Annotated in this window: 21 protein-coding genes and 1 pseudogene; 10 read left to right on the top strand and 12 right to left on the bottom strand. The window is 66.1% G+C overall.

Annotation, left to right across the window (positions count from 1 at the left end):
- The first annotated feature begins 22 nt into the window (after positions 1-22).
- The 6 genes from ACRDU5_RS13560 to ACRDU5_RS13535 are packed head-to-tail and all read left to right on the top strand — an operon-like array spanning position 23 to position 6,514.
- A complete protein-coding gene (locus ACRDU5_RS13560; protein WP_526615083.1) occupies positions 23-1,744 on the top strand; it encodes a thiamine pyrophosphate-binding protein in 1,722 nt (573 codons plus the stop codon).
- Positions 1,725-2,396 carry an SRPBCC family protein gene (locus ACRDU5_RS13555; protein ID WP_526615082.1) on the top strand — a complete coding sequence of 224 codons (672 nt, stop codon included), beginning with the start codon at positions 1,725-1,727 and terminating at the stop codon, positions 2,394-2,396. Before ACRDU5_RS13560 ends, ACRDU5_RS13555 begins: the two co-directional genes overlap by 20 nt.
- Before the next feature lie 7 nt (positions 2,397-2,403).
- Complete coding sequence (locus tag ACRDU5_RS13550) at positions 2,404-3,417, top strand: 3-oxoacyl-ACP synthase III family protein (protein WP_526615080.1); 1,014 nt, start codon at positions 2,404-2,406, stop codon at positions 3,415-3,417.
- A complete protein-coding gene (locus ACRDU5_RS13545) occupies positions 3,414-4,472 on the top strand; it encodes a pyridoxal phosphate-dependent aminotransferase (protein ID WP_526615079.1) in 1,059 nt (352 codons plus the stop codon). The genes ACRDU5_RS13550 and ACRDU5_RS13545 overlap by 4 nt, the downstream gene beginning before the upstream one ends.
- A gap of 50 nt (positions 4,473-4,522) precedes the next feature.
- Positions 4,523-5,035 carry a MarR family winged helix-turn-helix transcriptional regulator gene (locus ACRDU5_RS13540; RefSeq protein ID WP_526615078.1) on the top strand — a complete coding sequence of 171 codons (513 nt, stop codon included), beginning with the start codon at positions 4,523-4,525 and terminating at the stop codon, positions 5,033-5,035.
- A 9-nt stretch (positions 5,036-5,044) separates the two neighbouring features.
- Entirely contained in the window at positions 5,045-6,514 is a 1,470-nt protein-coding gene (locus tag ACRDU5_RS13535) for a flavin-containing monooxygenase (protein ID WP_526615076.1), read from the top strand.
- On the opposite strand, the gene ACRDU5_RS13530 is transcribed toward ACRDU5_RS13535, so the two are convergent.
- The gene (locus ACRDU5_RS13530) at positions 6,515-7,747 is read right to left on the bottom strand and encodes a GAF domain-containing sensor histidine kinase (RefSeq protein WP_526615075.1); all 1,233 of its coding nucleotides are present in this window, start codon (positions 7,745-7,747) and stop codon (positions 6,515-6,517) included.
- 48 nt (positions 7,748-7,795) lie between these two features.
- On the bottom strand, positions 7,796-8,473 hold the full coding sequence (locus tag ACRDU5_RS13525; protein ID WP_526615074.1) for a response regulator transcription factor: 678 nt from the start codon (positions 8,471-8,473) through the stop codon (positions 7,796-7,798).
- Between the two features lie 105 nt (positions 8,474-8,578).
- Here ACRDU5_RS13525 and ACRDU5_RS13520 point away from each other — a divergent pair, with 105 nt between their 5' ends.
- A complete protein-coding gene (locus tag ACRDU5_RS13520) occupies positions 8,579-9,385 on the top strand; it encodes an HAD-IA family hydrolase (RefSeq protein WP_526615073.1) in 807 nt (268 codons plus the stop codon).
- 84 nt (positions 9,386-9,469) lie between these two features.
- Positions 9,470-9,835, top strand: a complete 366-nt coding sequence (locus ACRDU5_RS13515; protein ID WP_526615072.1) for a hypothetical protein — start codon at positions 9,470-9,472, stop codon at positions 9,833-9,835.
- A 22-nt stretch (positions 9,836-9,857) separates the two neighbouring features.
- On the opposite strand, the gene mmsB is transcribed toward ACRDU5_RS13515, so the two are convergent.
- From mmsB to ACRDU5_RS13500, 3 genes are read right to left on the bottom strand one after another with little or no spacing between them, the layout of a single operon-like run.
- Entirely contained in the window at positions 9,858-10,826 is a 969-nt protein-coding gene (gene mmsB, locus ACRDU5_RS13510; RefSeq protein ID WP_526615103.1) for a 3-hydroxyisobutyrate dehydrogenase, read from the bottom strand.
- Positions 10,823-11,989 (bottom strand): acyl-CoA dehydrogenase family protein, encoded by a 1,167-nt coding sequence (locus ACRDU5_RS13505; protein ID WP_526615071.1) that lies wholly within the window; start codon positions 11,987-11,989, stop codon positions 10,823-10,825. The genes mmsB and ACRDU5_RS13505 overlap by 4 nt, the downstream gene beginning before the upstream one ends.
- Positions 11,990-11,995: 6 nt before the next feature.
- Entirely contained in the window at positions 11,996-13,513 is a 1,518-nt protein-coding gene (locus ACRDU5_RS13500; RefSeq protein WP_526615070.1) for a CoA-acylating methylmalonate-semialdehyde dehydrogenase, read from the bottom strand.
- 195 nt (positions 13,514-13,708) lie between these two features.
- On the opposite strand from ACRDU5_RS13500, the gene ACRDU5_RS13495 reads away from it, so the two are divergent.
- On the top strand, positions 13,709-13,966 hold the full coding sequence (locus ACRDU5_RS13495; RefSeq protein ID WP_526615069.1) for a hypothetical protein: 258 nt from the start codon (positions 13,709-13,711) through the stop codon (positions 13,964-13,966).
- Positions 13,967-13,997: 31 nt separating this feature from the next.
- On the opposite strand, the gene ACRDU5_RS13490 is transcribed toward ACRDU5_RS13495, so the two are convergent.
- The 7 genes from ACRDU5_RS13490 to ACRDU5_RS13460 form a co-directional block, all read right to left on the bottom strand.
- The gene (locus tag ACRDU5_RS13490; RefSeq protein WP_526615067.1) at positions 13,998-15,731 is read right to left on the bottom strand and encodes a molybdopterin-dependent oxidoreductase; all 1,734 of its coding nucleotides are present in this window, start codon (positions 15,729-15,731) and stop codon (positions 13,998-14,000) included.
- A 79-nt stretch (positions 15,732-15,810) separates the two neighbouring features.
- Positions 15,811-16,428 carry a dTDP-4-dehydrorhamnose 3,5-epimerase gene (rfbC, locus tag ACRDU5_RS13485; RefSeq protein WP_526615066.1) on the bottom strand — a complete coding sequence of 206 codons (618 nt, stop codon included), beginning with the start codon at positions 16,426-16,428 and terminating at the stop codon, positions 15,811-15,813.
- Positions 16,418-17,404, bottom strand: a complete 987-nt coding sequence (rfbB, locus tag ACRDU5_RS13480; protein ID WP_526615065.1) for a dTDP-glucose 4,6-dehydratase — start codon at positions 17,402-17,404, stop codon at positions 16,418-16,420. The genes rfbC and rfbB overlap by 11 nt, the downstream gene beginning before the upstream one ends.
- 406 nt (positions 17,405-17,810) lie before the next feature.
- Positions 17,811-18,674, bottom strand: coding sequence for an LLM class F420-dependent oxidoreductase (locus ACRDU5_RS13475; protein WP_526615064.1), 864 nt, complete (start codon positions 18,672-18,674; stop codon positions 17,811-17,813).
- A 25-nt stretch (positions 18,675-18,699) separates the two neighbouring features.
- Positions 18,700-19,569 carry an LLM class F420-dependent oxidoreductase gene (locus ACRDU5_RS13470; RefSeq protein WP_526615063.1) on the bottom strand — a complete coding sequence of 290 codons (870 nt, stop codon included), beginning with the start codon at positions 19,567-19,569 and terminating at the stop codon, positions 18,700-18,702.
- 29 nt (positions 19,570-19,598) lie between these two features.
- On the bottom strand, positions 19,599-21,083 hold the full coding sequence (locus ACRDU5_RS13465; RefSeq protein WP_526615062.1) for an ATP-binding protein: 1,485 nt from the start codon (positions 21,081-21,083) through the stop codon (positions 19,599-19,601).
- A gap of 11 nt (positions 21,084-21,094) precedes the next feature.
- Positions 21,095-22,759, bottom strand: coding sequence for an NAD(P)/FAD-dependent oxidoreductase (locus ACRDU5_RS13460; RefSeq protein ID WP_526615061.1), 1,665 nt, complete (start codon positions 22,757-22,759; stop codon positions 21,095-21,097).
- A gap of 124 nt (positions 22,760-22,883) precedes the next feature.
- Between ACRDU5_RS13460 and ACRDU5_RS13455 the strand changes: the two are divergent.
- Positions 22,884-22,979, top strand: a pseudogene (locus ACRDU5_RS13455) (IS607 family transposase); the annotation flags it as partial.

Genomic DNA, 22,979 nt, shown 5'->3' with positions numbered 1-22,979 from the left:
AGGGGTGGAAGCAGGTGAATTAGTGACCAAGAGACATCGGGTGGTCGACCACATAGTCGGCTATCTGGCGGCGACCGGAGTGGACTACATCTTCGGCGTCGACGGTGCGAACATCGAAGATCTCTATGACGCGGCGTTCTTCCGCGACGACATCACCGCGATCTTGGCCAAGCACGAGTTCTCCGCCGCCACCATGGCCGACGGGTACAGCCGCAGCGGAGCCGGACTTGGCGTGGTGGCGGCTACCTCCGGTGGCGGGTGCTTGAACACCGTTGCCGGGCTGGGCGAGGCCTTGGCCAGCCGGGTGCCGGTGCTGGCGCTGATCGGCCAGGCGCCGACCACCCTCGACGGACGCGGCGCCTTCCAGGACACCAGCGGTCGCAATGGTGCGCTGAACGGTGAGGCGCTGTTCTCCGCGGTGTCGGTGTTCTGCCAGCGCGTGCTGGCGCCCGAGGACATCGGCTCCGTGTTGCCCGAGGCGATCGCGGCGGCCCGCACCGGCGGACCCGCGGTGCTGCTGCTTCCGAAGAACATCCAGCAGGCCAGCCTGGATGTCAGGGTCGGAGTGAACGGCACCGCAACCGCCTCGATGAGGGGGACGCAGCTCGGCGATCCGCAAGTTATCGCGCGGGTGCTGCGAAAGGCCGACGGCCCGATCACGATCATCGCCGGCGAGCAGGTCGCCCGCGACGACGCCCGCGCCGAACTCGAGCAGGTGCGCGCGATGCTGCGCGCCCGAGTGGCCACCGTCCCCGACGCCAAGGACGTCGCGGGCATACCGGGGCTGGGATCATCCTCGGCGCTCGGCGTGACCGGGGTGATGGGTCACCCCGGAGTCGCGGCGGCCGTCGCCGAAAGCGCGCTGTGCCTGCTGGTCGGCACCCCGATGACGGTGACCGCGCGCACCGGGCTGGACGACGCGCTGGCGTCGGTGCCGACCTACTCGATCGGTTCGGCGCCGCCGTACCTGCCGTGCACGCATGTTCATACCGAGGATCTGCGCGGTTCGTTGACGCTGCTGACGCAGGCGCTGCGCGGCAATGGCCGGCCGACGCTCCTGCGGGTGCCGGACGCGGTGCCGCAGACCGAGTTACGGCCGCCGCCGCACGACGGTCCCGGGGTGCGCTACCGCGACGCGATGACGGTGCTGGATGCCGCACTGCCCGACGGAGCCGACATCGTCGTCGACGCGGGAAACATCGGCGCGTCGGCGATCCATCAGCTGCCGGTGCGCCGGGACGGCCGGTTCATCGTCGCGCTCGGCATGGGTGGCATGGGCTACAGCTTCGGCGCCGGCGTCGGCATGGCGTTCGGCCGCCGCCGACGCACCGTGGTCATCGCCGGCGACGGCTCATTCTTCATGCACGGCATGGAAATTCACACCGCGCTGCAGTACCGGCTGCCCGTGACGTTTCTGCTTTTCGACAATCACGCCCATGCGATGTGCGTGACCCGAGAGCAGCTGTTTTACGACGATCTATACAGCTACAACCGTTTCGGTCCAAGCCGTTTAGGGCAGGGACTGGCCACCATGTTTCCCGGTCTGGCGTCGGTGGACGTCGACACGATCGACGAACTACCCGCGGCATTGCGGACCGCCCTCGAGGCAGACGGCCCTTCGGTGGTCAGCGTCGAATGCTCACCTGACGAAATCCCGCCATTCGCAAACTTTCTCGGCAAGGCGGCCGTGAAGAACACTGTTATCACAAAGGAGAACCGCTCCAATGTCGTGGCCCGCGCTTGATGACATCACCGCCCACCGAGGCACCACAGACCCGATCGACGGTCTCATCCGCGTCGAGACGTCGCCGAAGGAGAAGGCCACGCCGATCATCATGGAGATGATGCGGTCGGTGTACCCGCACGACGAGGTGTTCGGCACGTATTGCACCGTAAACGACTACATCGACTGTCCGCCCGACGAATTGTTCGACTACATGGCGGATACCCGCTGCCTGGAGGAGTGGACGTACAGCCTGCGGGAGTTCGCTCCGACCGAGGAGCCGGGGCTGTGGGAGGCCCACGACAAACTCGGGGGCTCCCCCGGAAGTCCGATCTACACCCGCACGGTTGCCCATCGAGAAGCCGGCACGGTCGACTACCACTGCGCGTGGGATCAGGGCAAGCACCTGTGGATGATCTACCTGATGCGAATTGTCGACGCACAGGTGGTGTTCGACAAGCCCGGCTCGGTGGTGCTGTGGACCAATTGTCATCATCCGTTCTACGACAAGAATCCCTATCCCGAAACCGCGCCGCCGAAGCGTCCGGTGTGGGTGGGTGACTTCTGGGACATGTTCGGGCCCGGTCATCTGCTGGAACTGAAGAACCTCAAGGCAATTGCCGAATACCGGCATCACAACGGCCTGCCGGTGACGCCGGCGTGGATGAGATGAGAACCGAATGACCATCAGCCTGCTCGACATTTCGACGTACCTGCCCGGGGAGCCGGTCACCGCCGACTACTACGCCCAGTTCGCCGAAACCGACGATCTGCGGGACAACGTGATGTTCCGGGCGCCGAAGTTCCGCCACCACGTGGCGGAGGACGAGACGGCCATCGACATGGTGGAGCGGGCGGCCGCGGGCCTCATCGAACGCCACGGTCACGACACCATCGCCAACGTCGACGTGCTGATCACCCACACCCAGTTGCCGGACGTGCCGTTCTACGGCGGGGGCGGTGGCATCGCGCATCGGCTTGGCATGAAACCGAATTGGGTGCTGGACCTGCACAACGGCGGCTGCGCGGCGTTCGTGCTGGGGTTGAACGTGGCCCGCAACCTGCTGGCCTCCGGCCAGGGGGAGACGGCGCTGATCGCGATCGCGCAGAACGCGGCGGGCACGGTGTTCGACCAGTCGACGGTGCGCACGAAGTCACAGGCCTCGGTGCCCGGCGACGGCGCGGCGGTCGGGCTCGTGACGCTGTCGGACGAGTCGCCCATCCTCGACATCGAATGCCGAACCTACGGCGAGTTCGCCGGTGACATGACCGTCGTCATGGATCCGCCGCGCAAGTGGTGGCAGGCCGGTCCCGGCGAGGCCTACATCGGATTCACCGAGAGCAAGATCACCAAGGTGCTCGCGCGCGGCAACCGGCAGGTACCGGAGGTCTGCTATGCGGTCTGTGACCGAATCGGGATCAAGCCCAAGGATCTCGACCTGCTGGTCACCAACCAGCCGAACCGGGTGTTCCTGCGCAACTGGCGCGAGGCGCTGGAACTGCCCAAGGAACGTCATCGGGACACCTTCGAGGAGTGCGGCAACCTGTTCGCCGCGGGCATCCCGATCAACCTCGAACGAGCGATCTCCGAGGGCCAACTCAACAAGGGCGACGTGGCGTTGATGGCCGCCTTCGCACACGCCGGTGATTTCGCCGGTGCGGCGGCGGTGCGCTGGGGCGGTCGGACCGCATGACCGCGATCAGCGACTTCCCTGAACTGGACCAGGAGACGTCGGCGCGCAGTGTCATTGACGCGGTCGGCGCGCTACCTGAGGCGGTGAACCCATTGGCGCTGGCGCTCAACGAGAACCCCTATCCTCCGTTGCCGGCGGTGCGGTCTGCGCTGAGCCAGACGATTGGCGTCGCCAATCGGTATCCGGAGTTTCTGCCTGAGCGGTTGCGCAGCCTGATCGGCAGCAGGATCGGGGTGCGCGACGAACAGGTCGTACTGGGTGCGGGCTCGACCGGGGTGGCGATTCAGGCGTTGCACGCGGTGACCCAGCCCGGTGATCGGATCGTGCACGCCACACCGACGTTCGACGGGTATCCCATTCTGACGCGGATGGCCCGGCTGTCACCGATCATCGTGCCGCTGGACGAGCATGGCCACCACGACCTGGCGGCGATGGCCGATGCCGCATCGGAGGCCAAGGTTGTTGTGGTGTGCCGGCCGCACAACCCGACCGGAACCGTGGAGTCCGCTGCCGAGCTGGAAACGTTCCTGCAGCGGGTGCCCCGCGACACCATGGTCCTGCTCGACGAGGCATATATCGAGTTCGTCGCCTCCGAGCACCGACTCGCCAGCGCCGAGCTGGTCCAGCGGTTCTCGAACCTGGTCGTGCTGCGGACCTTCTCCAAGGCCTATGGCCTGGCCGGACTGCGGATCGGGTATGGCTTCGCGTCCCCCGAACTGGCCAAGGTGCTGTCGTGGATGCAACTGCCGTTCGGCATGAGCATCACCAGCGCCGTCGCGGTCGCTGCCTGCTATGAGGCCGAAGAGCAACTGCAGCAGCGCATTCGGTCCATCACCGCGGAGCGACACCATCTGCGGATGCGATTGCAGGCGATGGGGTTCATGAGCACCGAAAGCCACGCCAACTTTGTTTATCTACCGGCCCAAGGTCAGCCGTGGCGCGAGGTGTTCCACGACAGCGGGCTGCAGCTCCGCTATTTCGCCGACGGTGCGGTGCGAATCACCGCCGCCGGCCGGGCGTCGACGCAGGCGGTGCTGTCCGCACTGGGGCGGTAATCTGCGGCCAAGCTTGTAATCGCGGGTGTGTCCATGCGGTATGAAGAAGCGTGGCCTCCAAACCGAGTGGGCCGCGCAGGCGGGATCCGATCGCGCTGGCGCGCGACAACTGGGTGCGCTCCGGGTGGGGCGACGTCGCCGACGGCATGGTCGCGGTGACATCGGTGATGCGGGCACACCAGATCCTGCTGGCCCGCGTCGAGACCGCGCTGCGCCCCTATGACCTCAGCTTCTCCCGCTATGAGCTGCTACGGCTGCTCGCTTTCAGCCGCACCGGTGCGCTGCCGATCACCAAGGCATCCGACCGGCTGCAGGTACACGTCACCAGCGTCACCCACGCGATCCGGCGGCTGGAGGAGCACGGTCTGGTCGAACGCATCCCGCATCCGACCGATGGCCGCACCACGCTGGTGCAGATCACCGCTCTGGGCCGGTCGACCGTCGAGGACGCCACCGTGACGCTGAACAACGAGGTGTTCGCCGACATCGGAATGTCCGACGACGATTCGCACGTGCTGGCCACGGCGATCGAAACGCTGCGCCGGCACGCCGGTGATTTCTAAGGTCTTCCTATGGCGTCAAACAACTCGATGTCCGTCGCGGTGGTCGGTGGTGGAATCGGCGGAATCGCCGCCGCAACGATGCTCAAGCGAGCCGGCTATGCGAACGTGACGGTGTTCGAACGTGATGCCGGTCCCGGTGGCGTCTGGCACCGCAACACCTATCCGGGTGCCGCCGTCGATGTGCCATCGCACTACTACGAGTTCTCGTTTGCGCCGAATCCGGACTGGTCACGCCGGTATGCGCCGCAGGCCGAGATCAGGGCGTATCTCGAGAAGGTGGTGCGCGACCATGGCGTCGAGAACGCGTTTCGATTCAACACCGAGGTCAGGTCGGCCACCTGGGAAGCGCCTGGTCGATGGGTCCTCGACACCAGCGCCGGGCGGCATGTGGCGGACGTGCTGATCACCGCGTGCGGCCAGTTGTCGACACCGAAGATGCCGGACATCGACGGCCTCGACCTATTTGCCGGCCCGGCGTTTCATACCGCGCGATGGCGCCATGACGTCGAATTGAACGGAGCGCGGGTGGCGGTCATCGGCACCGGTTGCAGCGCGGCCCAGGTAGTTCCCGCGATCGAGCCGAAGGTGGCGTCGGTCGATGTTTATCAGCGCACGCCCACGTGGACGCTGCCACGCGGAGATCGCGAATACTCCGAACGCGCCAAGCGGTTGTTCCGCCGCTTTCCGCGGTTGCAGCGACTCGACCGCAGGCTGGTTCAGGCGTTCATGGAGATCGGTGCGATCGCGATGACCCGACGACAGTGGATGCTGGCTCCGTTCAAGGCAATCGGCCGACGTCGAATCAACAAGGCGATCAAGGACCCAGCACTGCGGCGCGCGGTCACGCCAACCGATCAATTCGGATGCAAGCGCGTGATGGTGACCGATGACTGGTATCCGACGTTGGCGAAGCCCAAAGTGCATTTGATCGAGGGTGGCGTCCGGCAGATCACGCCGACCGGGGTCGTCGGCGGTGACGGCATCGAGCGGCCCGCCGACGTACTGATACTCGCAACCGGCTTCCGATCGCAGGACTTCGTGGCGCCAATGGAGATCTGTGGTGCGGGCGGCCGGTCATTGGCCGAGGAATGGGCCGAAACGCCGAAGGCCTACCTCGGCCTGAGCGTGCCGGGGTTCCCGAACATGTTCCTGCTGTACGGCCCGAACACCAACGGCGGCACCGGTTCCATCATCTTCACGATCGAGGCGGGCATGCGTCATGTCCTTGCCGCGCTCGCCGAACTGCAACGGACGGGGACAGGGCGAATCGAGGTTCGTCGCGAGGTCGCCGACGAATTCCACCGCGCTGTTCGGGAAGCACTTCCGGGCACAGTGTGGGTGGACGGATGCGGGAACTGGTATCTGGACGCCAATGGTCACTCGCCGAATCAGTGGCCATGGCGCTGGGGTGAGTATGTCCGTCGGACCCGAACCCTGGAACCGGGCGCGTACGTGGTCGGCTCCCTGACTGACGCTTAGTCACGCCTCGGCGACATTCGGCAGCGGGATGGTCGCGGTGACGGCCGTTCCCGATCCGGGCCGCGACCGGATGTTCAGCCGCCCGCCGACGATCTCGGCGCGTTCGGCCATCGACAGCAGGCCGTAGCCGCCCATCTCGTCGCTGCCCAGCGGATGCTCGAATGTGTCGAAACCGACTCCGTCGTCCACGATTTCGAGACGCGCCGTGTCGTCGTCGAGTGCGAAGGTCAGCCGCGCCGTCGACGCGCCGGCGTGCTTGACGACATTCTGCAGGCACTCCTGCGCGATGCGGTACAAGGCGAGCTCGATGTGGTCGGGCAGCCTGGTTTCGGCCAGCTCGACCTTGATGTCGATCTGCGGGATCGAGCGGGCCAGGCTGGCCAGACCGCCGGCCAGGCCGAGGTCGTCGAGCACCGGTGGCCGCAGCCCGCCGATCGCCGCACGGGCTTCCTCCAGCGTCAGGTCGACCAGTTCCCTTGCCTTGTCCAGCTGTTCGGCCATCGCGTCGGGATCTGTGGCGGCCGCACGCGAGGCGGCATCCAGCCGGTAGGACAGCGTGATCAACCGCTGCGAAATGCCGTCGTGGATGTCGCCGGCCAATCTGCGACGCTCGATCTCCTGCGCCTCGATGACCTGCTCGACGAAGTTCTCGTGGGCGCGTTCGCGGGCCACCAGCCGGCGGTGCAGGCGGGCCTGGTGCAGCGCCCCGGCGATGAGCCGACCGATGACCAGCAGCAGCTCCACGTCGCGCGCCGTGAACTCCCGCCGATCGACGGTGTGCACGTTGAGCACCCCGACAAGACCGCCGGGATCGGTCTCCATCGGCACCGACACCATCGAGGTGAAGTCGGAACCGCGCAGCGACTGGAACGGCATGTACCGCGGATCGGACTCCTTGTCGTGACTGATCACGACGGGTTCGCGGTGGCTGGCCACCCAGCCGGAGATGCCGGAGCCCAGCGGTAGCCGGATCTTGCCGACCTCGCTGTCGAATGGTGGCGTCGCCCCGGCCAGGGTCAACGACCGGTCGCTGTCGTCGAGGACGTGCACGAAGCAGACGTCGGTGGCGGTCGACGCGGTGATCATCCGGGCGGCCGCGGCGGCGAGCGGTTCGACGCCCGGGCCGCTGGATGCCGCCTGGATCAACTCCCGCAGCAGGGCGAGCTCGCGGTCGGCGTCGACGAGATCACGAACGGCGTTGGACCGAAACGGGCCGCCGCTGGCCGGACTCATCGAAGTCTCCTTCGGCTGGAAACCCTGGACTTCACTTCGGGGAGGACGTCAATGGTAGATCCCTTCCCGCAGCGCCGTCGCCACCGCGCCGGTCCGGTCGCTTACCCCGAGCTTGCGGTAAATCGAGCGCAGGTGGCTCTTCACGGTTTCGTCGCCGATCACCAGCTTGGCGGCGATGCCGCGGTTGGACAGGCCGTTGACCACATAGGAGAGGATCTCGCTCTCCCGCTGCGTCAGGCCCTGGCGGGCCCCGGGCCAGAACTCGTCGCGCTGCAGCCGAGCGGCGGTGTCGGCCGCCCTGGCCGCCATGCCCGGGTCGATGGCGGTTTCGCCGCCCTGCACGAACTCCAGCTGGCGCACCAGTTCGTCGCTGCTGATGCTCTTCAACAGATAGCCCGAGGCGCCGACCCGCAGTGCCTGGAAGAGGTACTGCTCGTCGTCGTAGACCGACAGCATGACGACCTTGCGGTCCGTATCGCGCTCGCGCAGCGTCTGGCACAGGTCCAGGCCGCTCGAGCCCTGCATGCGGACGTCACACAGCACGATGTCGGGGTCGAGCTCGTCGATGACGCTGAGCGCCCGCTCAGCACCGACCGCCTGCCCGACCACCTCGACCCGCTCGGAGAACGCGGCGAGCATGGCCTTGAGACCCTCGATCACCATCTCGTGGTCGTCTACCAGGACGATTCGCACGGGTCCGGGAGCGAGTGGACTGACGGACGCCATCTCATCACCTTAGAACCCGGCGTTTGCCGTGGTCGCGCAACTTGGCCTGGCGAATCCCCCTATTGGGGGACGACCCGGCGCGGTGACGTGCGCCACTCTATTCAGGTGCCTATGACGCAGGAGAAAACTTGGCGGGCTGGCCGGTTTTGGTGGGAACCCTCCTCGCCGATCGGCGGCGAATTGTCTCTGCTCCGCGCGGTGATCTTCGACCTCGACGCCCTGGCCGAAATTGAATGCGACGGCCATCGGGTGGCGTTCAATGCCGCCTTCGCCGCCCACGGCCTGGACTTTGAGTGGTCCGTCGGTCGCTACCGGCAACTGTTGGCCCTCAGCGACGAGCGACAGCGCGTGTCCGCCGAACTGCGCAAGCGCGGCATCGCTACGGAGTGCGACGTGCTGACCGAGTTGCTCGCCGATGAGATCTGCACCACCAAGACGATGATGTTCGACGAACTCATCCTCGACGCCGGGTTGGCGCCGCGACCAGGTCTGCACGACATCATCATGGACGCCTTCGCCGCCGGCGTATGGGTGGCTGTTGTGACCACTGGCCAGCGAAGCTGGGCGGAGCCGTTGGTGCGACAACTGGTCGGCGAGGGGCTCGTCGAGACGGTCGTCACCACCGACGACGTGAAGAAGCCCATGCCGGATCCCGAGGCCTATCAACTCGCACTGTGGGAGCTCGGGATACCCGCGGAGAACGCCCTCGCGGTCACGGGTTCGGCCGCAGGTCTGCGGGCGGCGAACTCCACGGGTCTGGCCACCATCGTCATCACCGGCGGCGGCGCCCCGGATATCCCGACCGCCGTGGCGGTACGCCCCGACTACGCCGGCAGCGAGCCGCTGAGCGTTGCGGAGTGCCAACGCCTGCACGGCCGCCGGTGGGCGGCGCGCAAGAGGTCAGCGGCGTAGCGCAGCTACGATCCCTTCGCTCCAGCGACACTGTCGTAGGATCGAACCATCGATCTCTCGCCCGCCGCTGTCGGAAGGACGTGGATGCTCACCCTAACGACTTGGATTGGAGGGCTTCTCGTCGCGACCGGGGTGATCGCGTACATCGCAACCGGCGCGGTAAGCCTCACTGCCCTGATACCCGCCGCCGTGGGGGTGCTGTTGCTCATCGCCGCCCTGATCGGACTCCGCTCCGAGAAGGCGCGCAAGTACGCGATGCCTGTCGGTCTTGCCATCGCGCTGCTGGGCGCGCTCGGTTCGCTTATGAACGTGGTAAAGCTGGGCGATCTCTTCGCCGGTACAGCCGAGCGCCCGGGCGCGATCATCGCCAGCACGGTGATGTTCGTGCTCTTGGTGGTCTACCTTATTGGGGGCGTGCGATTTTTCGTTCAAGCCCGCGCCACGCGTTAGTCGCCGCGGGCTGCGCGTGAGGTCATGCCTTCCGTAGCACTTCGATGACCGCGCTGAAGTCCTTGTCGGCGTGGTCGGCGGCGAACTTGGCATAAATCTCGGCTGCGTGACTGCCCAGCGGCGCGACCGAGCCGGTCGAGTTCACCGCGTCCATCGCCAGGCCGAGGTCCTTGTTCATCAACGCCGTCGCGAAGCCCGGCTTGAAGTCGTTGTTGGCCGGCGACGTCGGCACCGGACCCGGGACGGGGCAGTTGGTGTGCACCGCCCAGCAGTTGCCCGTCGCGCCGGTGATCACGTCGAACAGTGATTGCGTCGGCAGGCCGAGCTTCTCGGCCAGCACGAACGCCTCGCCGACGGCGATCTGCTGGACGGCCAGCACCATGTTGTTGCAGAGCTTGGCGGCCTGCCCGGTACCCGATGCTCCGCAGTGAATGACCTTGCCCGCCAATGGTTCCAGTACCGGCCGAGCCGTTTCGACCGCGGCTTCCTCGCCTCCGACCATGAACGCCAGCGTGCCCGCCGTCGCCCCCTTCACCCCGCCGGATACCGGCGCATCGAGTTGGGCGAACCCACCTTCGACCGCCTGTCGATTGATGGCGCGTGCGTCGTCGACGGAGATCGTGGAGGTGTCGATGAACAACGCTCCTTGCCGAGCCGCGGGCAGCGTCTCGGCGTAACACGCCTTCACGATGACACCGTTGGGAAGCGACGTGATCACGACCTCCGCGTCGGCTACCGCGTCGGCGCCGCTATCGAAAACCTGGGCACCCTTGTCGGCGGCAGCCGCTTTGGCGGTTGGCACCGGATCGAAGCCGCGCACCGTGTGACCGGCCGCCAACAGGTTGGCCGCCATCGGGCAGCCCATGTGGCCCAGCCCCAAGAATGCGATGTTCATGCCTCGACTCCCACTCGCTCCGGTCCTCGCTCGTACCTCGCTGCGATCCTCACTCGTGCTCGCCTTCGGGGAGTCGTCATCGAACGGCCTTTCTATGCGGAGGCGCGGGCCCGGGCGGCTTCGGCCCGACCGATGACCACGCGCATGATTTCGTTGGTGCCTTCCAGGATCCGGTGCACCCGCAGATCGCGGACGATCTTCTCCAGACCGTACTCATTCAGGTAGCCGTAGCCGCCGTGCAGCTGCAGGGCTTGGTCGGCGACGTCGAAGCAGGCGTCGGTGACATACCGCTTGGCCATCGCGCACAGCTCGACCTTGTCGGGATGGTTGTCGTCGAGCGCAGTTGCGGCCCGCCACAACAGGGTTCGCGACGTCTCCAGCGCGGTGGCCATATCGGCGAGCGAAAACCGGATGGTCGGCTCGTCGAGCAGCACGCCGCCGAATGCCTCGCGGTTCGCCAGGTAGCTCGCCGCTTTGTGGTAGGCGCCCTGGGCGCCGCCCAGCGAGCAGGCGGCGATGTTGATGCGGCCGCCGTTGAGCCCGTTCATCGCGATGGAAAAGCCGGTGCCTTCGCCATCCGCGCCACCGAGCATCGCGTCGGTCGGTACTCGGACGCCCTCGAAGATGACCTGCGCGGTGGGTTGGGCGTGCCAGCCCATCTTTTCTTCGTCGGCGCCGAAACTCAGCCCCGGCGTGGCCTTTTCGACGATGAACGCCGATATGCCTCGCGGCCCCTCGGCGCCTGTGCGGGCCATCACGATGTAGACGTCCGACGTGCCGGCGCCGGAGATGAACTGCTTGACACCGTCGATCACGTAGGTGTCACCGTCCCGGACGGCCTTGGTGCGTAGCGCGCTGGCGTCGGACCCGGCACCGGGCTCGGTCAGGCAATAGCTGGCGATGGCCTCCATCGACGCCAGCCTCGGCACCCACGACTTGCGTTGTTCGTGGGTGCCGAACGTGTCGACCATCCACGCGCACATGTTGTGGATGGACAGGAACGCGGCGACGGTCGGGTCGGCTAGGGCCAGCTGCTCGAAAATCCGTACCGCGTCGATGCGGCGCAACCCACTGCCGCCGACGTCCTCGTTGCAGTAGATCGCCGCCATCCCCAGTTCGGCAGCCTCACGCAGAGCGTCCACCGGGAAGTGATGGGAGCTGTCCCATTCCAACGCATTTGGGGCAAGACGTTTTTCGGCGAACGCGGCCGCCGTCTCGGCGATAACGCGTTCGTCGTCGTCCAGACCGAAGAACTGCACGTAGGCCTACTTCATTGTCGGGATGACGAACTCGGCGCCGTGCGAGCCCGCCGGCCAACGCTGCGTCACCGTCTTGACCTTGGTGTAGAACTGGATCGACGCCGGGCCGTGCTGGTTCAGGTCGCCGAAGCCGGAGCGCTTCCAGCCGCCGAAGGTGTGGTAGGCCACCGGCACCGGAATCGGCACGTTCACGCCGACCATCCCGACCTGAACCCGCGACACGAAATCGCGCGCGGTGTCGCCGTCGCGGGTGAAAACCGCTACGCCGTTGCCGTATTCGTGCTCCGACGGCAGCCGCAGCGCTTCCTCGTAGTCGTCGGCCCGCACGATGACCAGCACCGGGCCGAAGATCTCGTCGGTGTAGATCGACATCTCCGGGGTGACGTGGTCGAACAGTGTCGGTCCGATGAAGTAGCCGTCCTCGAGGTTGTCGTCGCCGAACTGCAGGTCGTCGCTGGTGCGTTCGCGGCCGTCGACGACTGCTTCGGCGCCTGCCTCCACACCCTGGTCGATGTAGTCGCGCACCCGCTTCAACGCGGCCTCGGTGACCAGCGGGCCGTAGCTGGCCTTCGGGTCGAGGCTGTGGCCCACCCGCAGCTCGTTGACCCGCTCAACGAGCCTGGCGCGCAACCGCTCCGCGGTCTGCTCGCCGACCGGCACCGCGACACTGATCGCCATGCAGCGTTCGCCCGCGCTGCCGTAGCCGGCGCCGATCAGCGCGTCGACCGCATTGTCGAGGTCGGCGTCGGGCAGCACGATCATGTGGTTCTTCGCGCCGCCGAAGCACTGCGCGCGCTTGCCGTGTGCCGCGGCGGTCGAATAGATGTACTGCGCGATGTCTGAGCTGCCGACAAAGCCGACGGCCTTGATCTCCGGGTGCTCGAGGATGGCGTCGACGGCCTCCTTGTCGCCGTGCACCACCTGGAAGACGCCCTTCGGCAGTCCGGCCTCGATGAACAACTCAGCCAGCCGGACCGGCACCGACGGGTCACGCTCGCTGGGTTTGAGGATGAACGCGTTGCCGCAGGCCAGCGCCGGACCCGCCTTCCAGAGCGGGATCATCGCCGGGAAGTTGAACGGGGTGATGCCGGCGACCACGCCGAGTGGCTGGCGCAGCGAGTACACGTCAATGCCGGTTCCGGCGCCCTCGGTGTACTCACCCTTGATCAGGTGCGGGATGCCGACGGCGAACTCGATCACCTCGATACCGCGCTGGATGTCGCCCTTGGAGTCTTCGATGGTCTTGCCGTGCTCCAGGGAGAGGGTCTCGGCCAGCTCGTCGATGTTCTGGTTGACCAGGTCGATGAAGCGCATCATCACGCGGGCGCGCCGCTGCGGGTTCCAGGCGGCCCACTGGATCTGCGCCTCGGCGGCACCGGCGACCGCGGCGTCGACGTCGGCCGCATTGCCCATCGGCACCTTCGCCTGCACCTGAGCGGTGTTGGGGTTCATCACGTCGGCGGTGCGCTTGGATTGTCCGGCGGTGCGCTGGCCGTCGATGAAATGGGAGATTTTTGTGGTCATGAGCGGTTCCCTTGGCAGAAATGCTAGATACTAGGACATCCTAGTAAGCGCCCGTCCGGCTTGGCAAGCGGCCCTTTACGCGGCGGATGGTTTGACGGGCGTTGTGCCGGGCACCCCTCCACCATCCGTTATGACAACTCACGAGCTATCGCCGCCGGCGGCGTTCTGATAGCAGCTTGCGCGGCCGCAGTCTTGGTGTGGCCAGCGGCAAAGCAACTCGGCGACGTCAACGGGCTCGGGCTGGCGGCGGCGATTCTCGGACTTCCGATCGTTGCTCTGCTGGCACTCAGCGGTGCCTCGTATTACGGCGTCGCACGAAGCGTCGTGATCGCCGTCGTGCTGTTTGGCGGGCCCGCATTGTGTGTCGCGCTTCTCGGGCTGCTCGCAATGCGGTTGGTCGGCGGTGTCGCCGGGACGCCGCAGGCCGAGGATTCCGCGGCGCGCAGCGGTTAGGTTATCGGCGACTCGGCGAGTCAGCAGCGAGTCAGATCGGCTGGCGGTAACCGAAGAACTCGTGGTCTTCGTTGTATCCGCCGTATCCGCCGCCGATTTCGGCGAAGTCCGCGACGAACTCGATGCCCTTGATCCACTTCACCTGCTTGAAGCCGAGCTGGTTTTCGTTGCGCAGCCGCAGCGGCGCGCCGTGCCCGTACGGCAGCGGTTCGTCGTTCATGTCGTAGGCCAGCATCACCAGGTGGTGGCGCATCTGCTTGATGTCGTGCGCGTCGTAATACCGTCCGCCGTCCGAGCCCTCGGCGAGCGAGTAGAACACCACCCACTTCGCCTCCGGTCGCGGCTTGACCAGGTCTATCAGCGTCGCCATCGACACGCCGCCCCACTTGGCCACTCCCGACCAGCCCTGAATGCAGAAGTGCTGGGTGATCTGCTCGTGGTGCGGCAGCGCGCGCAATTCGTCGAGCGACAGGTCGACCGGGTTGTCGACCAGGCCGCCCACCCGCAGCCGCCAGTCCTCGAACTGATCGTCGGAGAGGGTCTTGTATTCCTCGGAGACCGGGTAGGTGCCGTTGTGCCAGAAGTACGGCGAGATGTCGTCTTCGCTGTACTCGCCGGGTTTGGCGTCGACGTGCTCGAACAGCCGCTGCGCGGGGCCGATCAACGCGAACCCGAGTCGTTGCACGATTCGCGGATGGCGCAACGTGAACGGCGTCGCCGCGACCCAGCACACGATGACCACCACCATGGCGGCGGCGAAGATCCAGAAACCGATCCAGCTGTCGTCGTCGCGGCTGGCGAACATGTGGTTGAAGTTGCGCAGCGCCGCTGTGGTGACCACCAGCGTGACGTGAATCGTGATGAAGACCAGGAACCAGACCAGCACCAGGAAGTGCAGTGAGCGAGCCACCTGAATGCTGAGCACCTTGCTGATGGGACGGAATCGGGTGGAAAGGGCAGGGGACATGCCCAGCCCGCAGACCAGGGCGGCGGGAGCGGCGATGAAGACGGTGAAGAAGTATGTGAGCTGCTGCAGGCTGTTATAGGTCACCCAACCGTCGGTGGTCGGCCAGTCCAGCGACAGATACTGGATCAGCACGGTGACCGAGTTGGGAAACACGTCCCAGTCGGTCGGCACGATGCGGCGCCACTGGCCCGTCGCGAACAACAGCACGACATAGACGATCCCGTTGAGCAACCACAGGGTGTCGATGCCCAGGTGCCACCAGCGTGCCAGGCCAATCGAATGGCGCAGCCCCGGTAAGCCGAAGTGCTTGGGCAACCCGGCGGAGTCCTGCTTGGCGGTCCACAGCGGGTCTGCGGGTACCGCCTTCTGAATCCGGAACCACTCCTTGCCCGGGGTGCTGTGGCGCGTCCAATACAGCCGGGGATGGTCGGCGAGTATCTGGATGCCCGACCTGATGATGAACGTCATCAGGAACAGGTTGAAGAAGTGCTGCCAGGCCAGCCACGGCGGTATCCCCTCCACAAGATCGGGGGACGGCTCGGGCGATCCCGGATAGCGGGTGATGAAGTCCTGCACGGACGGGTTGTTGTGCAGACCCTTTGCGACCGCAACCGCGGTGATCAGCGCGATGAAGCCGATGGGCAGCAGCCACAGTAAGTTGAACCATTTTTCGCGTCCGATCCGCACGCGTGGCGCGATGGCGTAGGACGCTGGAATCGCGCCGGCCCATGTTTTCGGATCAATCACGTCCTCGCCCGGCTCCAGCTGACTCCGATAATCGGCCATGCTGGCGGGCATCGGTGCTTCCCTGTCGACCCTTGCGATAGGGAATACCTTAGAACGAAAGTGTCCGATGTTCGGCAACTTCGAGAACGTGTCAGGAGGAGCGGCGGCGCAGTTCGTCGACGAACGCGCGGGCGTCGTCCCACGTCGGCAACAGGCCGGCGGCACGCACCTCGTCGAGGGTCGGCGCGTCGGCGTCGCGAGCCGACAGCACCTGATCGCCGCTGGGCCAGTCGATGTCCAGCGCCGGGTCGGTGGCGCGGATGGTGTGCTCGCGCGCCGGGTCGTAGGTCGCCGAGCACAGGTAGACCACCGTCGAATCGTCGTGCAGGGCAAGGAATCCGTGCGCCAGACCCTCGGAGATGTACACCGAGCGGCGGCTCCGGTCGTTGAGCAGCACCGAGTCCCACTGCCCGAATGTCGGCGATCCGACCCGGATGTCGACCACCACGTCGAACACCGCGCCGCGCAGACACGTCACGTACTTCGCCTGGCTCGGTGGTAGCTGCGCGAAATGCAACCCGCGCAGCACCCCGGCCGCCGACACCGAGCAGTTGGCCTGACGCAGGTCGAAGCGGTGTCCGGCGAAAGCCCGAAACTCCGGATCGGTCAACCATTCGTAGAACACACCCCGGTCGTCGGTATGCAGCTGCGGGGTGATCTCCCACGCTCCCGCGACGGCGAGCTCGCGCACCTTCACGTCACTGGCCACGCTTCTCGTAGGCGGACTCGACCTCGTCTTTGAGTGGGCCCCACCACGATTCGTTGTTGCGATACCAGTCAATGGTGGCGCGCAGGCCGTCGTCGAAGTTGGTGTGCTTGGGGCCCCAACCCAATTCGTGGTACAGCGCCGACGGATCGATCGCGTACCGCATGTCGTGACCGGCGCGGTCGGGGACACGGTCGAAGTCGTCGGGGTCGCGGCCCATCATGGCCAGCAGCGTTCGCATCACCGACAGGTTGGCCCGCTCGCCGTCCGACCCGATCAGATAGGTGCGCCCGATCTGGCCGTCGTCGAGGATCCGCCACACCGCGCTGTTGTGGTCGTCGACGTGGATCCAGTCGCGCACATTGGCGCCGCCGCCGTACAGCTTGGGTCGCCGGCCGGTCAGCACGTTGGTGACCTGGCGCGGGATGAACTTCTCCACGTGCTGATACGGCCCGTAGTTGTTGGAGCAGTTCGAGATAGTCGCGCGCACGCCGTAGGAACGCACCCAGGCCCGCACCAGCATGTCGGCGGCGGCCTTGGTCGACGAATACGGACTCGACGGGTTGTACGGCGTCGACTCGGTGAACCGGCCCGGTTCGTCGAGCGTCAGATCGCCGTACACCTCGTCGGTCGAGACGTGATGCAGCCGCACCCCGTGCTGGCGCACCGCCTCCAGCACGGTGTAGGTCCCGATGACATTGGTGTGCAGGAACGGCTCCGGGTCGGCCAGCGCGTTGTCGACGTGCGTCTCGGCGGCGAAGTGCACCACGGCGTCGGCCTCGGCGATCAGCTTCGACACCAACTCGGCGTCGGACACGTCGCCCTGTACCAGCCGGATGTCGTCGGAGACCGGGGCGAGCGATTCGCGGCTGCCGGCATACGTCAACGCGTCAAGCACCGTTACGGCGTGCTCATCCACCGCGCCGTGCACGAAGTTGGCGCCGATGAAACCCGCGCCGCCGGTGACCAGCAACCGCATGGACAAACCCTAGCCGAGCGGGATGCTCAGTCTTCGAGTCCCAGCGGTCCGGCGATCTCACCGGGCGTTGCCACATCCCTCGTTGACCGCTACGGCGGATCAGCGGATTTGAAACCGTCCGATCTTAAAAGTGAGTGTCTGCGGGCGGCCCCGGCTAGTGGACTGCTCATTCGAGGGCGGCGTGCCGTCACTCGCCGTCTGACTTTGGCTTTTGGTCGTCGTTTGGTTGCTCGGGTCGGCGTACGCGGCAGGTGCGATCAGTGTCAGCATGGCCCCGACCGCGATGACTCCGCCCGCGATGAGGGAGGCGATACGTGAACGTTGCATCGTGCTATCTCCTGCACTCGGCTTCCGACCACCGAATGTGAGGCTACTGCGAAATTTCGCGTCGATTTTCGCAGTACGTTCACACTCGGTGAGGGCCCTTCAAGCCGAGCGGACCCGCCAGTTCCTCGAGCGTCGGCAGCAGCGCGTCCCATCCGCCGAGCACCTGGATCGCCACGTGATCGGCGCCCGCTTCCAGGTGCTCGCCCAGCCGCTTGGCGATGTCGTCGGGCGTGCCGTGCGCGACCACCGCGTCGATCAGCCGGTCGCTGCCGGGTTTCGCGACATCGTCGTCGGTGAAGCCCAGCCGCTTCCAGTTGTTCTGGTAATTCGTCAGGTTCAGATAGAAGTCGACGGTCTTGCGGCCGATTTCGCGTGCGGTCTCGGCGTCCCTGGCCAGCACCACCTTGTGTTCGGGTGCGAGGAACACCGTGTTGCCCATCAGTTCCCGCGCCTGTCCGGTGTGGGTGGGCGTCGTCAGGTAGGGGTGCGCTCCGGCGCTGCGCTGGGCCGCGAGCTGCAGCACCTTCGGCCCGAGTGCGGCGATCACCCGTCGGCTGGTGGGCACCGTCGCGGCGTCGAGCGCATCCAGATATTCGACCAGCACGTCGTAGGGCTTGCGGTATTCCTCGGTGTGCTCCGGATGCCCGATGCCGATGCCCAGCATGAAGCGGCCGGAATACTTGTCCTCGACGCGGTGGTAGGCCTCCGCGACCTCGTCCGCCGGCGCGGTCCACACGTTCACGATGCCGGTCGCCACCTGCAGCGTCTCGGTGCGCTCGAGGATCGGCTCGACGTACTTCAGGTCGCCTTTGGGAGATGCGCCGATCCACACCGCGCCGTATCCCAGCTTTTCGATCTCGACCGCTTGCTCGGGTTTGGGGGTGCCGAAGGTCCACACCCCGAAACGGCCGAAGTCGGGCTTGAGCGAAACGGCATCGGTCATACGAGTCCCCCTGTTCGTGTGACGGTCACTGAAGGCCGAGCGGTCCCGCCAGTTCGGCGAGCGCAGGCACCAGCTTGTCAGGTCTGGTCAGCACCTGGATGGCCACGTGGTCGGCGCCGGCATCCAGATGCTGGTTTAGCCGCGCCGCGATGTCCTCGGTGGTGCCGTAGGCGACCATCGCGTCGACCAGACGGTCGCTGCCGGGCTTGGCCAGCTCGTCGTCGGTGAAGCCCAGCCGCTTCCAGCTGTTCAGGTAATTGGTCAGGTTGAGGTAGATGTCGAGCGCCTTGCGGCCCACGGTGCGGGCCTTCTCCGCGTCGGTGGTCAGCACCACCTTGTGCTCGGGCGCCAGGAATGCCGATTGCCCGATCAGCTCGCGGGCCTTGGCGGTGTGCTCCGGGGTGGTCAGGTACGGGTGCGCACCCGCGGAGCGCTCCGCCGAGAGTTTCAGCACTTTGGGGCCGAGCGCGGCGACTACCCGGCGGTGCTTGGGCACGCCATACTCGTCGAGCCGGTCGAGGTATTCGACGAGCGCATCGATCGGCTTGCGGTACTGCTGGTGTGCCTCGGGGTGACCGACCCCGAGGCCGAGCAGGAAGCGGCCCGGGTAGGTCTTGTCGATCCGGTGGAACGACTCCGCGACCGGCCCCGCTGCCGCGGTCCAGATGTTGACGATCCCGGTGGCCAACTTCAGCGTGCTGGTCTGCTCGAAGATGGGCTCCACCCACTCCAGTTCCGCCGCCGGTGAACCGCCGACCCAGACGGCGCCGTAGCCCAGCGCCTCGATGTCCTTCGCCTGCTGGGGGGTCACCCCGCGGCCAAACGAACCGTATCGGCCGAGGTCGGGTGATGAGGATTTGTCCGAAGAACCAAGGGCTTGAGGGGCATCAGTCATGGTTTCTCCAACCTGCGGTCAGGCGGCGGCTATTCCGACGGCGCCGGAAGCTCGGTCGGTGTCGGCGCCAGCGGGGCGGGCGCCTCCAGGGGCAACAGGACGATTAAGCGGGTGTTTCCCGGTTCGGACTCCACCCGGATGTCGCCGTGATGCTTCTCCACCACGATCCGGCGCGCCAGGTCCAGGCCGAGTCCGGTGCCCTCGCCTAACGGTTTGGTGGTGAAAAACGGGTTGAAGATGCGATCGATGTTGTCCTCGGGGATGCCCGGCCCGTCGTCACCGATCTCGACCCGGACCATGTTCTCGCCATGGCGAGATGTTTGTATCGTCAGCGTGCCGCGGCCGTCCATGGCCTGAATGGCGTTGTCGATGATGTTGCTCCACACCTCGTTCAAATCACCTGGGTAGCAAGCGATTTCGGGCAACGACTTGTCCCACTCCTTGACCAGCTTGATCGGTTTATCGTTGCCGACCTTGTCGCCGAAGAGGGTTTTCAGCGTGCTGTGCAGCAGTTCGTGGATGTCGGAGACCTGGTACGGGGCTCGGTCCATCTGCGAATACTGCTTGGCCCCGGCTAGTAGGGCAGAGATGCGCTTGCTTGCCTCGGCGATCTCGTTCATCCGAAGCTCGGTATCGATCGTGTACTTCAGCCACCCGATCGCGCTCTGCAGTGACGCGGTCGCGTCGACCGCGTCGACCGAGGCCGAAACCCGCTCCAGCCAATCGATGTCCAGACCGGCCTCGACGAATGTCGGCGCGTAGTCCCAGGCGCTGACGATGCCATGATCGTCGAGCCAATCGCCGATCTGCTCTTCCCGGTCGGACGCCTCCAGCGCGGTGAGTTCCTGCGCCTTGGACTTGGCGACCTGTTCAGCCACCTCCTCCTGAATGCTGACCAGAACGCGCAACGCCTCGGGGGTGAACTTGCCGTCGGCCACCATCGCCAGCTTGTATCGCATCTTGCCGACGCCTTCGCGCAGGTCGGCCACGGCCCGCGCGGCGGCGGCCGCCGGGTTGTTGAGCTGATGAGTCAGGCCGGCGGTGATGGTGCCGAGGGCCAGTAGCTTCTCCCGTTGGGCGATGATCTCGCGCGTCCGCCGGCCGCCGACCTCGTGTCCCTCGAGCAGATGTACGGCCATCGGAAACTCCGATTGCATAAACCGGGCGAACGCACTCGCGTCCAGAACAAAGAACCGCGACGGCTTGGTCACCCGCACCGATACCTTGTAAATCTGCTCCTCGCCGGGTATGTACGCCGACCAAGCTCCGCAATACACGCCGCGCTGCGACGTGCGACCAGTTTCGATGTCCGCGCCTCCCGAGCGCTTCGACATCACCAGTTCGCCCTCGATCAGCACGTACAAGCACGTCGCCGGTTCGCCCTCGACGACGATGGGGCCGGGCTCGAAGTTCGCGATGTGGCCGTTGTCGCACAGCGTCTGCAGCTGTTCGTCGTTCAGCGCCTCGAACAGGAACAACGTCCGCAGTTCGTCAGGCAGACATTTTTCGCCCATCACAGCTTCTCCTACGCCTCCGCCAGATAGCGGTGTACCAACATCACTGCCATCGAGCCTTCGCCGACGGCGGCCGCCACCCGTTTCGCGGATTCGGCACGCACATCCCCTGCAACAAACACACCCGGCACGCTTGTTTCCAGGTGATGCGGGGGTCGTTCCTGGGTCCAGCCGCAGACGTCGCGCAGGTCGGGTCCGGCCAGAATGAAGCCGTGGTCGTCGCGGGCCACCACGCCGTCGAGCCACTCGGTCCGCGGTTCCGCGCCGATGAAGATGAACATGCGCCCGCAGTTGTGCTCCTCGCGCGCTCCGGTCGGCAGGTTCTCCAGGCAGATGCGTTCCAAGTGATCCTCACCCTGAACCGCGTGCACGCCGGTGTGCGGCATCTCCTTGATCTTGTCGTTGGCCCTGATCTGCTGAATCAGGTAATACGACATGGAGTCCTCGAGCGTGCGCCGGCAGACGATGGTCACCGATTTAGCCGATCGGGACAGATGCATCGCGGCCTGCCCGGCCGAGTTGGCACCACCGATGACGTACACCTCTTCGTCGTCACAGTCGGCGGCCACCGAAGACGTCGCCCCGTAGTAGACGCCGGACCCGGTCAGCCCGGCGCAGCCCGCGGCGGGCAGTTGCCGGTACTCCACACCCACGGCCAGGATCACCGCCCGGGCACCGATCGCCCGGCCGTCCGACAGGTGCACGGTCCGCGCCGATCCGTCGATCTCAAGGGCGGTGACTTCGGCCGCGGTGATCAGCTCCGCCTCGAACTTCTCGGCCTGCCTGCGGGCCCGTTCCGCGAGCTGGGAGCCCGACAGGCCGTCGGGGAAGCCCAGGTAGTTCTCGATCCGCGAGCTCTGGCCGGCCTGCCCGCCGGTGGCGGTGCGCTCGATGAGCACCGTCTCGAGCCCCTCGGACGCGCCGTAGACGGCCGCAGCCAGCCCCGCCGGGCCGCCACCGATGACGACCAGGTCATAGAAGTCCTCCGCCGGCGTCGTGGTCAGCCCGAGCGTTGCCGCCAGCTCGGCGTCGGACGGTTCGACCAGCGTCTCGCCCTGCTCGGTAATGACCACCGGCAACGTCAGCTCGTCCCGCCCCGCCGCTTCGAGTAGTTGCTTGCCCTTCGCCTCGTCGGCGCGGAACCACGTGTAGTACAGCCGGTTGCGGGCCAGGAACTCGCGCACCTCCGAAGAGCGGGCGTTCCACGGATGGCCGATGATCTTGGTGTGGGGGATCGCGCGGTCGCCCGTCGCCCGCCACGCCTCCAGCAGCGCATCGATCACCGGATAGAGCTTCTCCTCGGGGGGATCCCACGGTTTGAGCAGGTAATGATCCAGGTCGACGACATTGATCGCGTCAATCGCGGCGTGGGTGTCCGCATACGCGGTGAGCAGGACCCGCCGGGCCATTGGGAAGAGATCCATGGCCTCTTCGAGGAATTCGATGCCGCTCATCTGCGGCATCCGGTAGTCGGCCACGAACACCGCCACGGTCTCGCCGCGGAGCTTGAGTTCGTTGAGCGTCTCGAGCGCGTCCGGCCCCGATTCGGCCCGCACGATCCGGTACCGCTCGCCGTAGTGGCGGCGCAGATCGCGGGCGACGGCCCGGGACACCGCAGGGTCGTCGTCGACGGTCAGGATTACGGGTTTGCGGGGCTGGGAATCGGGTCCAGTCATCGGTTCCAAGTATGCTCCCGTCGTCCAGCCGATATCGGCTCACGTCGGCGTTGTCGGCGGGGTTAGAAACAGCTGCGGTCTGAGTGATCGGTAGTTGTCGGTGGTGTGCTGTAGGAACAGATACATGAATTTGGCGTCGTGGGCTGAGCGCAACGGTGTTGCGCGCGTGACCGCGTATCGCTGGTTCCGTGCGGGCTTGCTGCCCGTCCCGGCGCGTAAG

The sequence above is a fragment of the Mycobacterium sp. genome, from assembly GCF_050701515.1.
Taxonomy (GTDB): Bacteria; Actinomycetota; Actinomycetes; order Mycobacteriales; family Mycobacteriaceae; genus Mycobacterium.
This window is presented reverse-complemented; position numbering and strand designations above follow the sequence as displayed.